Annotated in this window: 14 protein-coding genes; 7 read left to right on the forward strand and 7 right to left on the reverse strand. The window is 74.9% G+C overall.

The window, feature by feature from the left end; translation table 11 throughout:
* The first annotated feature begins 85 nt into the window (after positions 1 to 85).
* On the forward strand, positions 86 to 1,432 hold the full coding sequence (locus ACFQ80_RS07385) for an MFS transporter (RefSeq protein WP_430563182.1): 1,347 nt from the start codon (positions 86 to 88) through the stop codon (positions 1,430 to 1,432).
* A 56-nt stretch (positions 1,433 to 1,488) separates the two neighbouring features.
* Here the strand turns inward: ACFQ80_RS07385 and ACFQ80_RS07390 are convergent, their stop codons facing one another.
* Positions 1,489 to 2,196, reverse strand: a complete 708-nt coding sequence (locus ACFQ80_RS07390; protein WP_430563183.1) for a GntR family transcriptional regulator — start codon at positions 2,194 to 2,196, stop codon at positions 1,489 to 1,491.
* A gap of 188 nt (positions 2,197 to 2,384) precedes the next feature.
* Between ACFQ80_RS07390 and ACFQ80_RS07395 the strand changes: the two genes are divergently transcribed.
* Entirely contained in the window at positions 2,385 to 3,398 is a 1,014-nt protein-coding gene (locus ACFQ80_RS07395; RefSeq protein WP_430563184.1) for a LacI family DNA-binding transcriptional regulator, read from the forward strand.
* 9 nt (positions 3,399 to 3,407) lie between these two features.
* On the opposite strand, the gene ACFQ80_RS07400 is transcribed toward ACFQ80_RS07395, so the two are convergent.
* Complete coding sequence (locus ACFQ80_RS07400; RefSeq protein WP_430550694.1) at positions 3,408 to 4,652, reverse strand: glycosyltransferase; 1,245 nt, start codon at positions 4,650 to 4,652, stop codon at positions 3,408 to 3,410.
* 161 nt (positions 4,653 to 4,813) lie between these two features.
* On the opposite strand from ACFQ80_RS07400, the gene ACFQ80_RS07405 reads away from it, so the two are divergent.
* A complete protein-coding gene (locus tag ACFQ80_RS07405; RefSeq protein WP_430550693.1) occupies positions 4,814 to 5,383 on the forward strand; it encodes a DUF1697 domain-containing protein in 570 nt (189 codons plus the stop codon).
* A 10-nt stretch (positions 5,384 to 5,393) separates the two neighbouring features.
* Here ACFQ80_RS07405 and ACFQ80_RS07410 read toward each other — a convergent pair whose 3' ends face one another.
* Complete coding sequence (locus tag ACFQ80_RS07410) at positions 5,394 to 5,768, reverse strand: VOC family protein (protein ID WP_430550692.1); 375 nt, start codon at positions 5,766 to 5,768, stop codon at positions 5,394 to 5,396.
* Positions 5,769 to 5,818: 50 nt separating this feature from the next.
* The gene (locus ACFQ80_RS07415) at positions 5,819 to 6,487 is read right to left on the reverse strand and encodes a uridine kinase (protein ID WP_430563185.1); all 669 of its coding nucleotides are present in this window, start codon (positions 6,485 to 6,487) and stop codon (positions 5,819 to 5,821) included.
* A gap of 113 nt (positions 6,488 to 6,600) precedes the next feature.
* On the opposite strand from ACFQ80_RS07415, the gene ACFQ80_RS07420 reads away from it, so the two are divergent.
* Positions 6,601 to 7,239, forward strand: coding sequence for an RNA polymerase sigma factor (locus tag ACFQ80_RS07420; RefSeq protein WP_430563186.1), 639 nt, complete (start codon positions 6,601 to 6,603; stop codon positions 7,237 to 7,239).
* Entirely contained in the window at positions 7,239 to 8,309 is a 1,071-nt protein-coding gene (locus tag ACFQ80_RS07425) for a CU044_5270 family protein (protein WP_430563187.1), read from the forward strand. The genes ACFQ80_RS07420 and ACFQ80_RS07425 overlap by 1 nt, the downstream gene beginning before the upstream one ends.
* On the opposite strand, the gene ACFQ80_RS07430 is transcribed toward ACFQ80_RS07425, so the two are convergent.
* The 3 genes from ACFQ80_RS07430 to ACFQ80_RS07440 are packed head-to-tail and all read right to left on the reverse strand — an operon-like array spanning position 8,274 to position 11,439.
* Complete coding sequence (locus ACFQ80_RS07430) at positions 8,274 to 9,050, reverse strand: lactate utilization protein C (protein ID WP_430563188.1); 777 nt, start codon at positions 9,048 to 9,050, stop codon at positions 8,274 to 8,276. The genes ACFQ80_RS07425 and ACFQ80_RS07430 overlap by 36 nt on opposite strands.
* Positions 9,047 to 10,621 carry a LutB/LldF family L-lactate oxidation iron-sulfur protein gene (locus tag ACFQ80_RS07435; protein WP_430563189.1) on the reverse strand — a complete coding sequence of 525 codons (1,575 nt, stop codon included), beginning with the start codon at positions 10,619 to 10,621 and terminating at the stop codon, positions 9,047 to 9,049. The genes ACFQ80_RS07430 and ACFQ80_RS07435 overlap by 4 nt, the downstream gene beginning before the upstream one ends.
* Positions 10,618 to 11,439 (reverse strand): (Fe-S)-binding protein, encoded by an 822-nt coding sequence (locus ACFQ80_RS07440; protein WP_430563190.1) that lies wholly within the window; start codon positions 11,437 to 11,439, stop codon positions 10,618 to 10,620. The genes ACFQ80_RS07435 and ACFQ80_RS07440 overlap by 4 nt, the downstream gene beginning before the upstream one ends.
* Positions 11,440 to 11,636: 197 nt before the next feature.
* Here ACFQ80_RS07440 and ACFQ80_RS07445 point away from each other — a divergent pair, with 197 nt between their 5' ends.
* Positions 11,637 to 12,341 carry a FadR/GntR family transcriptional regulator gene (locus ACFQ80_RS07445; RefSeq protein ID WP_430563191.1) on the forward strand — a complete coding sequence of 235 codons (705 nt, stop codon included), beginning with the start codon at positions 11,637 to 11,639 and terminating at the stop codon, positions 12,339 to 12,341.
* Positions 12,342 to 12,471: 130 nt separating this feature from the next.
* Positions 12,472 to 13,149 (forward strand): SprT-like domain-containing protein, encoded by a 678-nt coding sequence (locus tag ACFQ80_RS07450; protein ID WP_430563192.1) that lies wholly within the window; start codon positions 12,472 to 12,474, stop codon positions 13,147 to 13,149.
* Positions 13,150 to 13,220: the final 71 nt, after the last annotated feature.

Genomic DNA, 13,220 nt, shown 5'->3' on the forward strand with positions numbered 1-13,220 from the left:
GCGCGACCCCGTCGGGGTCGCGCCGCGCCCCGTGCACGGCCCGTCGTCGAGCCGTGCCCCGCACGAGACACAGGAGTCTTCGAACGTGACACAGGTCAACGAGCCCGCCCTCGTCCGGAAGGTCACGATGCGGCTGCTGCCGCTGCTGGTGGCCCTCTACACGGTGGCCTACATCGACCGCTCCGCCGTCGGGTTCGCCCAGCTCAGCATGGGCGCGGACGTCGGCATCGGCGACGCGGCGTTCGGCCTCGGCGCCGGGCTGTTCTTCATCGCGTACTTCCTGTTCGAGGTGCCGAGCAACGTCCTGATGCAGAAGTACGGGCCGCGGATGTGGTTCGTGCGCATCCTCGTCACCTGGGGCATCATCACCGCCGCGATGGCCCTCACGCAGGGGCCGATCAGCTTCTACGTGCTGCGCTTCCTCCTCGGCGTCGCCGAGGCCGGGTTCTACCCCGGCGTGATCTTCTACCTCACCACGTGGTTCCCGCACCGGCACCGGACGAAGGCGACGGGCACGTTCGTGATCTCGGCGCCGCTCGCCTTCATCATCATGTCGCCGCTGGCCGGCTGGCTGCTCGGCGTGTCCGGGCTCGGCATGTCCGGCTGGCAGTGGCTGTTCCTCGTCGTGGGCGCGGCCGCCGTGCTCATGGCGATCCCGACCTGGAAGTTCCTGCCGGAGACGCCGCGCGTCGCGAAGTGGCTGACGAAGGACGAGGCCGACTGGATCGCCCGCGAGCTCGAGAAGGACAAGGCGGAGCGCAAGCAGGAGGACGGGAAGAACCCGCTGCGCACGCTGATCGACAAGCGGGTGCTGGTCTTCGCCCTGCTGTTCTTCCCCTCGACCGTGGGCGTGTACGGCCTGTCGTTCTGGCTGCCCCAGGTGGTGAACCAGTTCTCCACCTCCACCCTGCAGACCGGCATCCTCACCGACGTCCCGTACCTGTTCGCGCTCGTGGGCGTGCTGGTGACGTCGCGCTGGGCGGCCCGGCACTTCCGGGACAACTGGGTGCCGCTCGCCTGCCTGTTCGTCGGGTCCGCGATCGGCATGGGCGCGAGCGCGGCCGTCGCGTCGCCGGTGCTGCAGCTCGCCGCCCTGTCCCTCGCGGCGTTCTGCGTGTACTCCATCGCGGGCGTCTTCTGGTCCCTGCCGAGCGGCGTGCTCGCCGGGGCCACGGCCGCCGTGGCGATCGCGGCCATCAACTCGTTCGGCAACCTCGGCGGCTTCATCGGCCCGTACGTGGTGGGCCTCTTCACCCAGGCGACCGGGACCACCGAGGCCGGCATGTACTTCCTCATGGTGGTGCTGCTGCTCGGCGCGGTCGGCACGTTCGTCGCGCGACGTGCCGTCGTGCGGATGCAGCGGGCGGACGGCGCCACCGAGCCGGGTGCGGCCGCGACGGACGCCGAGGGGCAGGACGCCGCGCGGGTCTGACGCGGGTCTGACGCGGGTCTGACACCAAGGGGCCGGGAGCCGGCGCCCCCGCAGGGCTACGCGCTCTGCGGGGGCGCCGGCTCCTCGCGTTCCGACCGGGATCGCGCCCGCACGCCCTCGATGTGCCGGCGCATGAGCTCCTGGGCCCGCTCGGGCACCCCCGACCGCATGGCGTCGAGGATCGCGCGGTGCTCCTCGACCGCCACCGCCTTGTCGGTGACGCCCTTGCCCGAGAACTGCCGGAACCGCTGCGCCAGGCCGCCGAGGGCGGCGAAGGCGGCCTGCAGGTAGGAGTTGTCCGCGGCCTGTGCGACCAGCGCGTGGAAGCGCTCGTCGGCCTCCCAGTAGTCGCGGAACTCCTGGTAGGTGGGGCCGTTGGACGAGTTCTCGAGCTCGTCGACGGCCTCCTCGAGCCCGGTCAGGAACGCCTCGTCCCCGCGCTCGCACGCGAAGTACGCGTTCGCCGGCTCGACGGCGAGCCGGGCGTCCATGAGGTCCATCAGCTCCTTGGTGGTCGGCGCCGGCGTGACGAAGTAGCCGCGCAGGGCCACCCGTCGCACCATGCCGGTCGCCTCGAGCCGGGCGAGCGCCTCGCGCACGGGCGTGGGCGAGACGTCGAGCTCGCGGGCGATGCCGTCGATGTTGAGGCTGCTGCCCGCCGTCAGGGTGCCGTCCATGAGCCACGAGAGCAGCTCGTCGAACACGTGGTCGGCGAGCGCCCGCCGCGGGACGGCGCGCGCGGTCGAGTTGCTGGTCCTGGGCACGAGCCGATTCTATCGGTGCGGGCCTCGCCGGACCTGCGGCGCCGCGGGTCGGACGAGCGTCTCGGTCGGGCTCGCGGGCACGGTCGGAAGACGTTTTCCGGGCGCCGATAGGCTGTGCACCGGCGAGCACGTCCGGAGTGCCCGCGCGTCGGGCGGGTACCGACCGCCCCGGAGATGGAGGTGTGCTCGTGGCCCGAGCAAGGCTGCAGGACGTCGCCGACCGTGCAGGGGTCTCCCTCGCCACGGCGTCGCGGGTGCTCAACGGGTCGGCGCGGCAGCCGGGGGCCGAGCTGGTCGCGCGGGTCAAGGCCGCGGCAGCGGACCTGGGCTACGTCGTGAACGCGCAGGCGCAGGCCCTGGCGCGCGCCCGGTCGGGGCTGCTCGGGCTCGTCGTGCAGGACATCTCCGACCCCTACTTCTCGTCGATCGCCGCCGGCGCGCAGGCCGCGGCCCGGGCCAGCGGGCGCCTCGTGCTGCTCGCGTCGACCGGCCGGGACCCGGTGGCCGAGCGCGAGGCCGTGGCCGCGTTCGCCGCCCAGCGCGTGGACGCCGTCGTCGTCGCCGGCACCCGGTGGACCCCGGACGACGACGCCGCCCTCGCGGCCGAGCTCGACGCGTTCGTCGCCGCGGGGGGCCGGTCCGTCATCGTCGGCCAGCCGGTGGGCGACGGCTCCGTGGTGCGGCCGCCGAACGCGACCGGCGCCCGCGCCCTCGCCGAGGCGCTGCTGGCGCAGGGGCAGCGGCGGTTCGTCGTGCTCGGCGGGCCGGCCCGCGTCGTGACGTCCCGGGAGCGGACCGACTCGTTCACCGCCGCCGTGCGCGCCGCGGGAGGCGAGGTCACGGAGGTGCTGGTCACCGAGTTCTCCCGCGACGGCGGCTACACGGCCGGCGACGACGTCGCCGAGCTGGTGCGCGAGCGTGCGGCCGAGGAGCCGCTGACGGTCTTCGCCGTCACCGACGTCATGGCCATCGGACTCATCGCCCGCCTGCGCGAGCTGGGGGTCGAGGTGCCGCGCGACGTGCGCGTCGCCGGGTTCGACGACGTCCCCACGCTGCGCGACCACGCGCCCGCCCTGTCCACCGTGCGCATCCCGCTCGAGGAGATGGGCAGCCTCGCCGTGCAGGCCGCCGTCGGCGACGCCGTGCCCGGTGCCGTCACCGAGGTCGGCTACGAGGTGCAGCTGCGCGACTCGACCCGCTGACGGGCCGGCTCAGGCGCGCGCGAGCGTCAGCCCCAGCCCGCGGTGCGCGCGCTCGATCGTGGCCCCGTAGGCGGACAGCATCCGCACGTGGCTGAACCGTGGCCGCGCCGCGACGAGCGCCCCGGTGAGGGCGTCCCGGCGCGCGGCGGCCTCGCGCCACGCCGCGGCGATCTCCGCCGGGTCGAAGCCCGTGACGAGCCCGATGCCGTCCACCAGCCGCGCGCTGTCGCCCACGGGCGTCGTCACCGGCACCGCGCCGCACATGGCGCCCTCGATGAGGCACAGCGGCGCAGCCTCGCCGAACGCCGACGTCAGCGCGACGACGTCCGAGGCCGCGAGCACCTGCTCCATGTCGTGGCGCACGCCGAGCAGGTGGACGCGACCCAGGAGGTCGGGCCGGTCGGCGAAGGCGTCGCGCAGGTCGGCCGCGAGGTCCGGGTTGGCGGGGCTCATGCCCGAGCCGCACATCACGACGTGCGCGTCGGCGTCGCTCGCCAGCAGCTCGCGGGCCGCGGCGAGGAACAGCCGGGGGTTCTTCATCGCGTCGTAGCGGGCGGCGTACGTGACGACCGTCCCGTCGGCCGGGAGCCGGTGCGCCCCGCGGACCGCGAGGCGTCGTGCGGGGCGGGCAGGGCGGAAGCGCGTGAGGTCGACGCCGTTGGGGATCACGCGGAGCAGGTGCGCGGGCACTCCGGCGGCCTCGTAGGCGTCCCGGGTGGACTCGGCGCAGCAGACCACGGCGGCGAGCCGGCCGTCGTCGGCGGCGCGCAGCAGGTGCCCCAGCCCCGACCCCTGGTGCTCCGGGTCGGACCGGTGCAGGCAGGCGACGACCGGCCGGTCGGGAAGCAGGTCGGGCCGGGCGAGGAGGCGCAGCGGCTGCTCCTTGAGCGACAGCACCACGTCGGCATCGCGCAGCGCGCGGGCCAGGACCTCGGCCTCGGCGTCCGTGAGGACCTCCGGGTCGTGCGGTACCTCCGACGACCGGCCCAGCGACGTCACGCGGACGCCCGCGGCCGTCAGCTGCCGGTACCGGCGGTCGTCGACCATCCGCTGCAGGGCGGCGTCGCGCCGCACCTCGTCGTGGACGCTCAGCGCCGTGTGCCGCTGGCGGCCCTGCGCGTGCAGGCCCGCGACGACCGACGAGTGCAGCACCCGTGCACCGCCGCTGAAGAAGCCCTCGTAGAGGGAGAGCACGCGGACCGCTCCGTGCTCGACGTACCTCTCGATCGTGCGCTCGACGTGCTGCTGGGCCATGGGGACCACCTCCTGCCCCCAGCGTGAGTGGTGATGGTGTGAGGCTGATGACCGGCGTGTGACATTCTCATGACACGTCGTGGGCCGCCCATGGACAGCACTTGGCGTCCTGCGGTACGGACCGGGGCGTCGAGGTCCGGGGCGCGTGCCATCGTGGGCTCATGGTCACGGATCCGCGGCTGCCGACGTCGGTCGCCCTGCTGCGTGGCATCAACGTCGGCGGACGGCACGCCGTCCCGATGGCGGAGCTCGCCGCGTGCCTGCGCGACGCCGGGCACGGCGCGGTGCGGACGTTCCTGCAGAGCGGCAACGTGCTGCTGGCGGCGCGGCCGGCGAGCGGCGCGGGTCTGGAGGGCGCGCTGGAGGAAGCACTCGCGGAGCGGTTCGGGTTCGCGGTCCCGACGCTGGTCCGGTCGCGCGCGGAGCTGGCCGCCACCGTCGCGGCGGCGCCGCCCGACCACGGCTCGGACGCATTGCGCAGCGACGTCCTCTTCCTCAAGGCGCCCCTCACGGCGGGGGAGGTGCTCGACCAGCTGCCCGAGCTGCGCGAGGGCGTCGACGCCGTCGCGGCCGGACCGGGCGTCGTCTACTTCTCGCGGGTCGCGGCCGAGGCGCGGCGCACGCGGATCACCCGGCTCATGGCGATGCCGGTCTTCGGACGGATGACCGTGCGGACCTGGCGGACCACCACCCGCCTGCTCGCCCTGCTCGACGAGCCGCTGCCCGCCTAGCGCCGGCGGATCAGTCGATGCAGAACTCGTTGCCCTCGACGTCCTGCATGGTGATGCAGGACTCCTCCTCGCCGTCGGCGTACTGCGTGTACAGGTAGACGGCGCCCAGCGGCTCGAGCCGTTCCTGCTCGGCGCGCAGCGCGGCCAGCCGCTCGTCCCCCACCAGCCCGGTGCCGACGCGGACGTCGAGGTGCACGCGGTTCTTCACGACCTTGCCCTCGGGGACGCGCTGGAAGTACAGCCGCGGGCCCTCGCCCGTGGGGTCCTGCGCGACGCAGTCCACGCCCTCGGGCACGACGTACCCCAGCACCTCGCACCAGAACCGGGCGACCCGCTCCGGGTCCGCGCAGTCGAAGGTCACCTGGAACTTCCGCACCGTCGCCATGCGCCCACCGTAGGCGCCGCGCCGGCGTGCCCGAAGCGAATTCGAGGCGGTCAGGGTGCGAGCAGCGCGCGGATGTCCCGCTCGGCCTGCGCGGGCGTGACGAGGCGGCAGCCGAGGTCCGTCCACCGGCGCACCAGCGCGGGCTCGGCGCGCAGCAGCCCCCAGCCGCGGCGGACCAGCGTGGGCAACGGCTTGCGCGACTCGGCGACGTCGCGCAGGAACCGGAACCAGAAGTTCACGACGCGCGGCTGGCTGAGGCAGATCGCGTCCGCGAGGATCCCGTCCGCCCGGCATGCCGCCACGAGCTCCGCGGCGAAGATCCCCTCGGCGACGACGACGGGCGCGTCGCCCGCCTCGAGCACCGCGCCTCCGGTGCGCCGCGACGTGGGGATGTCGTACACGGGCACCTCCACGCGGCCGGTGCGGACCACCGCGCGCAGCGCGTCGAGGGCGGCGGCGGAGTCCCAGCTGCGGGGGTCGTCCCAGTCGACGATGCCGTACCGCATCGGCATCCCGGGGAAGTCGATGTCGTGGTAGAAGTCGTCGAGGTTCATCACCGGCAGGCCCAGGCGCCGCGTGAGCGCCGTCTTGCCCGACCCCGACGGGCCCGTGAGGAGCACGATCCTGCGCGCCGGGCGTCGGGCACCCGGCGGCACCTCGAAGAGTGCGTCCGACACCTGCTCCCCGCCGCCGTCGGGCGCGCTTCCGCTGTCACTCACGGGGACCCATTGTGGGGCCCGCCGCGCCCGGGCGTGAACTTTTCCGGGGACGAGGGGAGATACCAGGGGACAGTGACGGTGCACGGCGGCGAGGAGGCAGGGATGGCCCAGCGGTGCGACACGAGACCTGGCGCGACATGACGGCGGTCGCCAGCAGCGAGCCGGTCGCCGGCGACGCCGCGATCATCTCGGCGTCGATCGACGAGCCCGAGCACTTCGCGGCGCTCTACGGGCGGTACGCGAACCAGCTCTACCGCTACGCCTACCGGCGGGTGGGGCCCGAGCACGCCGAGGACGTCGTGGCGGACACGTTCGTCGCGGCGTTCCGGCGTCGCGACTCCTACGACACGGCCCGGACCGACGCCCGGCCGTGGCTCTTCGGGATCGCCACGAAGGAGATCGCCCGCTGGCACCGGGCGGAGGCCGCACGGTACCGGGCGTTCGCGAGGTCGGGGGCGGCGCCGGCCGACGACGGCATGGCGGACGCCGTCGCCGACGCCGTCAGCGCGCGGGCCGCCGGCCCGGCGCTGACCGAGGCGCTGGCGTCCCTGGCCCCCGGCGACCGGGACGTGCTCCTGCTCGCCGCCTGGGGCGAGCTCACCTACGAGCAGATCGCCGGCACGCTCGAGATCAAGATCGGCACGGTGCGATCGCGCCTGCACCGGGCACGTCGGATCCTGCGCGCGCGGCTGCGGTCGCAGGGATGGGCGGAGCAGGGACGGACGGAGCGGGGACGGACGGAGGAGAGCTGATGGACGAGATGACGATGCTCCGGCAGGCGGGCACCTTGCTCGACCCGCCGACGGAGGGGCCCCCGGTCGCGCTGCGCCGCCGGGTCCTGGAGGAGCTGGAGGCCGCGACCCCGGCCCACCCGGTGCCGACGCTCCAGCTGGTCGGCTCCGGCGGTGACGCCTACCCGTCCGAGGGGCGTGGGACGGGTCGGGGACGCCGGCCGGGCCGCGACCGGTCGGACCGGCACCGGTTCGGCAGCAAGGTGGCGATCGCGGCGGGGATCGCCGCCGTCACGGCGGGGGCGCTCGCGATCGTGCCGACGCTCGGCGACGAGCCGGCGGCGAGCGCCGAGGCGGTGGAGATCCTCGAGGCAGCGGCCGCGAAGGCCGCCCAGGAGACGCCCTGGGACCCGGGCCCGGACCAGTTCGTCTACTCCCGGGGCGTCCAGCGGGCCAGCAGCGAGGGAGCGGGGCCCGACGGCGAGTACGTCACCGCCATGGTGACCCAGACCTTGGAGTCGTGGAAGTCCGTCGACGCCCGGCACCCGGGCCTCGTCCGCGGCGTGACGGAGCCGGATCAGGACCCGTGGGACCCCGAGGGAGGTCCGTGGGAGTCGGCGCTGGAGCCCTGCGACGGGACCTGGAAGGCCTGCGGCGACATCCCCGCGTTCCCTCCGGGCATGCCGACCGACGGCGACGCGGGGGCCATGCTCGCGTTCCTGCGGGACACCGTCGAGCCGTACGAGGAGACGGAGGGCCTCCCTGCGGACCGTCCTGACCAGGCGGTGTTCGACGAGATCGTCCGGCTGCTCGAGAACGGCGGGATGCCGCCCGAGATCGAGGCGGGCCTGCTCGGCGCCGTCGCGAAGATCCCCGGGGTCACCGGTGCGGGCGAGCTCACGGACGTCGCCGGCCGCACCGGCGTGGGGGTGGGTCTGACCAGCGCCAGGGGCGCGCGGACGGACCTCATCATCGACCCGCGGACGAACGAGGTCCTCGGGACGCGCTCCGACCACCCCGGCGCCGCCGAGCCTTCCGGGTGGGCGCTCCTCGGGTCAGGGGTTGTCGATGTCGTGGGCGACACGCCCTGACGACATCCCGGACGCGACCAGGAGCACGTGGAGGGTGCGCGGGCCGTGCACGCCCTCCACGCGGTCCAGCTCGATGTCCGACGTCGCGCTGGGGCCGGAGATCCAGGTCAGGGGGCGGTCCGGGTGCTCGCCGAGCAGCCGGACGGCCTCCGGCACCGTCTGCACGGCCTGGTCGGCGCGCACGACGCACAGGTGCACGTCGGGCACCAGCGAGATCGCGCGCCGGCCCTGGTCGGGCTCGCCGTCGAGCACGATGGTGCCCGTCTCGGAGATCGCGACCCGCGCGGCGGTGACGACGGCGGCCACGGCGTCGAGCTCCGTCGCGGCGAGCGGGTGCTCGCGCGAGTCGCGCACGACGTCGACGTCCTCCGCCAGCCCCGCGAGCCATGCGTCGTCCAGCCCGGCGGGGACCACCACCCGCACCCCGCGCGAGCCGTCAGGGCCAGGACCGTCAGAACCTGCGTGTGGTCCTGACAGCTCGGTGACCAGGGAGGCGATGGTGGCGGGCAGGGCGTCGGCGGTGACCTCGTGCACGTGCGCCTTGTAGTCCACCAGCCGGTCGACGAGCTGCTCCAGCACCTCGGGCGAACCGACGGCGTGCTCGCCGGCCGCGCGGTAGTCGCGCGGCACGGGCTCCGGGTGCGGCGCGGTGCCGACCTTGCCCGACGGCGTCGTGCCGGAGCCGGTCTGCCCCAGCGCCGCGCGCACCCGCGCCAGGACCTCGGTGCGTGCCGTGCTCATGCGTCCTCCTCGGTCGTGACGGACGTGGTCCCGGCGGGTCGGTCGTCCTCACGGTTCTTCCACCACTGCCGGAACGTCTGCCGGGGCGGGGCGGGCAGGTCGCGCGACCTCGTCCAGGCCGACGCGGGCGGCGGCGCGACAGATACGGCGTGGTCCCGCCCGCCGAGCCCGCTGCCCAGCGTGGCGGCGCGACCGGCGAGGGCGAACCGGTCGCCGTCCGCCATGACCCACGAGGCGGCCTTCATGGCCGTCTTCCACGGGTCGACGGCGCGCGACGACCGGTCGGCGTCCACCTCGCGGGCGCGCAGGTCCACGAGGATCGACGGGATGTCGATCTTCACGGGGCAGACCTCGTAGCAGGCGCCGCACAGCGTGGAGGCGTACGGCAGGGACGCGTTGGGGTCGTGGTGCCCGGACACGCCGCCCGTCGCCGCCGTGAGCTGCGGGGTGAGGATGGCGCCGATCGGCCCGGGGTACACGGAGCCGTAGGCGTGGCCGCCCACCCGCTCGTACACCGGGCACACGTTGAGGCACGCGGAGCAGCGGATGCAGTGCAGCGCCGACCGCCCGACCTCGTCGGCGAGCACGTCGGTGCGGCCGTTGTCGAGCAGCACCAGGTGGAACTCCTGCGGCCCGTCGCCCGGCGTCACGCCCGTCCACAGGGACGTGTACGGGTTCATCCGCTCGCCGGTGGAGGAGCGGGGGAGCAGCTGCAGGAACACCTCGAGGTCGTCGAACGTGGGCACGAGCTTCTCGATGCCCATCACCGTCACGAGCGTCTCGGGCAGCGTGAGGCACATGCGCCCGTTGCCCTCGGACTCGACGACGGCGAGCGTGCCCGTGTCCGCGACGGCGAAGTTGGCGCCGCTCACCGCGACCTTGGCCGACAGGAACTTGCGGCGCAGGTGCGCGCGGGCGGCCATGGCCAGCTCGCGCGGTACGTCGGACAGGTCGGGCGGGGCGTCGCCCATGCGAGCGAGGAAGATGTCGCGGATCTCCGACCGGTTGCGGTGGATCGCGGGGACCAGGATGTGCGACGGCATGTCGTCGGCGAGCTGCACGATGAGCTCGGCGAGGTCGGTCTCGATCGCGGCGATGCCCTCGTCGGCCAGCGCCTCGTTGAGCCCGATCTCCTGGGTGGCCATCGACTTGACCTTGACCACCTCGTCGGCGCCCTTGGCCTTCGCGATGTCGGCGACGATCCGGTTCGCCTCCGCCGCGTCGCGCGCCCAGTGCACGACGCCGCCGCGCGCCGTGACGTTCTCCTCGAGCTGTTGCAGCAGGTCCGGCAGGTGCGCCATCACCTGCTGCTTGACGGCGGAGCCGGCGTCGCGCAGCGCCTCCCAGTCGGGCACCTCGTCGACGACGGCGGCCCGCTTGGTGCGGATGACCTGCGTGGCGTGGCCGAGGTTGCGGCGCAGCTGGTCGTTCTTGAGGGTCTGCTTCGCGGCGGCGGGGAAGTCGTCGCCCCAGCGCAGGGGCTCCTGCGGGTGGGGGACCGGGCCGAACGGCTCGTCCGCGGGGTCGGCGGCGCGGCGGCGGGTGGGCAGGCCGAGGAAGGTCTGGCTCATCGGGCGGCCTCCGTCCGTGCCGGGCGCTCGCGCTCGGGGCGGGTGAACGTCGTCTCGGGCAGGGGCGTGGGCTCCTCCCGGGTGGAGGCGAGCACCTCCGCCAGGTGCAGGGCGTGGATCCCGGTGCCCTGGCGGGACAGCCCGCCGCCGATGTGCATCAGGCACGACATGTCGCCCGCGGTCAGCACCTCGGCGCCGGTGCCGCGCACGTTCGCCGTCTTGTCCTCGAGCATCGCCGCCGACGTGTCCGCGTTCTTCAGCGCGAACGTGCCGCCGAAGCCGCAGCACGAGTCCGCGGCGGGCAGCTCGACCAGGTCGATGGCGTCGACGGCGCGCAGCAGCCGCAGCGGCTTGTCGCCGACGTGCAGCATGCGCAGGGAGTGGCAGGTGGGGTGGTAGGTGACGCGGTGCGGGAACCAGGCGCCGACGTCGGTGAGGCCGAGCACGTCGACGAGCAGCTCGGACAGCTCGTACGTCTTGGCGGACACGGCCTCCGCCGTGGCGGCGAGGTCCTCGAGGCCCGCGCGGCGGCAGACCATCGCCTGCTGGTGGCGCACCGACCCCGTGCACGACCCCGACGGCATGACGACGGCGTCCCACTCGCCGTCCGCCACGGGCGCGAACGTCTCCACGTGGTTGCGGATCACGGGCACCGCCTCGCGGAAGTAGCCCGTGTTGACGTGCATCTGCCCGCAGCACGCCTGGTCGGCGGGGAAGACGACCTCGTGGCCGAGGCGTTCCAGCAGCCGGACCGTCGCGCGCGGCGCCCCGGGGAACAGGGTGTCGGCGAGACAGGTGGCGGCGAGGGCGATGCGCATACGACTCCTCTGTGCTTCGTGCGGTCGTGCTCCTGCGGTGCCGGCGCGAGGCCGCTGCGGTGCGGCTGTGGTCAGCCACCGGTCGGCTCGGTCCAGCATGACCCGGGCGGGTCGGGGGCGCCACGGCGGCGGCGCCGAGCGGCCACTGTAGCGGATGTGGTCTGACCACTGTGCCGCAGGGTCGTTACGCTGAGCCCGTGCGCACCCACGAACGAGTCCTCGCCCACCTCGAGGAGGGCATCGCCGCCGGCCGCTGGGGCCTCGGCGAGCGGCTGCCCGGCGAGCGGGCGCTCGCGGAGGACCTCGGCGTGTCCCGGCCCTCCGTCCGCGAGGCGATCCGGGTGCTCGACGCGCTCGGCATCGTCCGCCCGGGCGTCGGCTCCGGCCCGACCGCGGGCGCCGTCGTCATCGATCGTCCCGCCGCCGGCCTGGGCGCCGCGGTGCGCCTGCACGTGGCCACCGGCACGCTGCCGGTGCGGGACGTCGTCGCGACCCGGGTGCTGCTCGAGTCGTGGGCCGTGGCCCAGGCGGCCGAGCGGGTGGTCGACCACGCCCCCGGCACCGCCGCGCACCTCGAGGAGGCGCGCCGGCTCCTGGGGCGGATGGAGGACGACGACGTCCCGGCGGCGGAGTTCCTCGAGCTCGACCAGGCGTTCCACCTGGAGTTCGTGCGGATGGCGGGCAACGTGCTCGTCGAGGCCGTGATGACCGGGCTGCGGGGCGCCGTCGGCGGGTACGTCGCCGTCGGGATCGAGCGGCTGCCGTCGTGGCCGCGCACCGCCACCCGGCTGCGCGTCGAGCACCGTGCCGTGCTCGACGCCGTCGCCGCCGGGGACGCCGCGGCCGCCTCCGCCGCGGTCAAGGCGCACATCGAGGGCTTCTCCCGGGAGGCCGGCGTCTGACGCCCGCCCGGCGGGCCGCACGGGGCCTGTGGACGGCCGGCGCGGAGGTGTCCGCGGGGGCGGCTAGCGTCCTGCCGGTGGCCGCGGTTCGGCGGCCGGACGCGACGGGCCCGACGGGCGGGGGTGAGGCATGGAGCGGGAGGACGCCGCCCGGCTCGCGCGCGGCCTGATGGCCGAGCACGGGCTGTCCGGGTGGACGTTCCGGTTCGACCGGGCGCGACGGCGTGCGGGCCTGTGCCGGTACGACCGCCGCGAGATCAGCCTGTCGGGGCCGCTGACCGCGCTGTACGACGAGGCGGACGTGCGCGAGGTGGTGCTGCACGAGATCGCCCACGCGCTGGCCGGCGCGCGGCACGGGCACGACGCCGTCTGGCGCGCGACGGCGCGGGCCATCGGTTCCACGGGCCGCCGGGTGGTGCGCGAGGGGAGCCCGGAGGTGGAGGGCGACTGGGTCGGGGAGTGCCCGGCGGGGCACCGGGTGACGCGCTTCCGCCGTCCCCAGCGCCCGCAGGCGTGCGCACGTTGCTCGCCGGTCTTCGACCGGCGCTTCCTCCTGTCGTGGACGTGCCGCGGACGACCGGTCCCCGAGCTCGGTGCGGCGGACGGTGCGGGGCCGGCGGACCCGATCACGGCCGGGCCGCGGGTGGACCCGGCCGCCGTCCGGCCGGGGGAGCGGCTGCGGGTGGTCGCCCCGGGGAGGTACGACGGCGTCGTCGGCACGCTCGTGAAGCGGGGGCGCACACGGTTCCACCTGCGCGTCGGCAGGTCGGTGCTCACGGTGCCGTTCGGCCTCGTGGAGCGCCCGTGACCGGCGGCGGGCCGGCGGGACACACCGAGGACCGACCACGGAGCCGCCCGCACCGCGAGCACGGGTGAGAG

The organism is Isoptericola sp. NPDC056578, from assembly GCF_042793275.1.
In the GTDB taxonomy this organism is placed as follows: Bacteria; Actinomycetota; Actinomycetes; order Actinomycetales; family Cellulomonadaceae; genus Isoptericola.

Coding starts and splice junctions, on each gene's coding strand:
- ACFQ80_RS07400 (WP_430550694.1), bottom strand. CDS start 4,652: ATGGCCCAGCAGCACGTCGAGCGCACGATCGAGAGGTACGTCGAGCAC.
- ACFQ80_RS07405 (WP_430550693.1), top strand. CDS start 4,814: ATGGTCACGGATCCGCGGCTGCCGACGTCGGTCGCCCTGCTGCGTGGC.
- ACFQ80_RS07410 (WP_430550692.1), bottom strand. CDS start 5,768: ATGGCGACGGTGCGGAAGTTCCAGGTGACCTTCGACTGCGCGGACCCG.
- ACFQ80_RS07425 (WP_430563187.1), top strand. CDS start 7,239: ATGGACGAGATGACGATGCTCCGGCAGGCGGGCACCTTGCTCGACCCG.
- ACFQ80_RS07430 (WP_430563188.1), bottom strand. CDS start 9,050: ATGAGCACGGCACGCACCGAGGTCCTGGCGCGGGTGCGCGCGGCGCTG.
- ACFQ80_RS07435 (WP_430563189.1), bottom strand. CDS start 10,621: ATGAGCCAGACCTTCCTCGGCCTGCCCACCCGCCGCCGCGCCGCCGAC.
- ACFQ80_RS07440 (WP_430563190.1), bottom strand. CDS start 11,439: ATGCGCATCGCCCTCGCCGCCACCTGTCTCGCCGACACCCTGTTCCCC.
- ACFQ80_RS07450 (WP_430563192.1), top strand. CDS start 12,472: ATGGAGCGGGAGGACGCCGCCCGGCTCGCGCGCGGCCTGATGGCCGAG.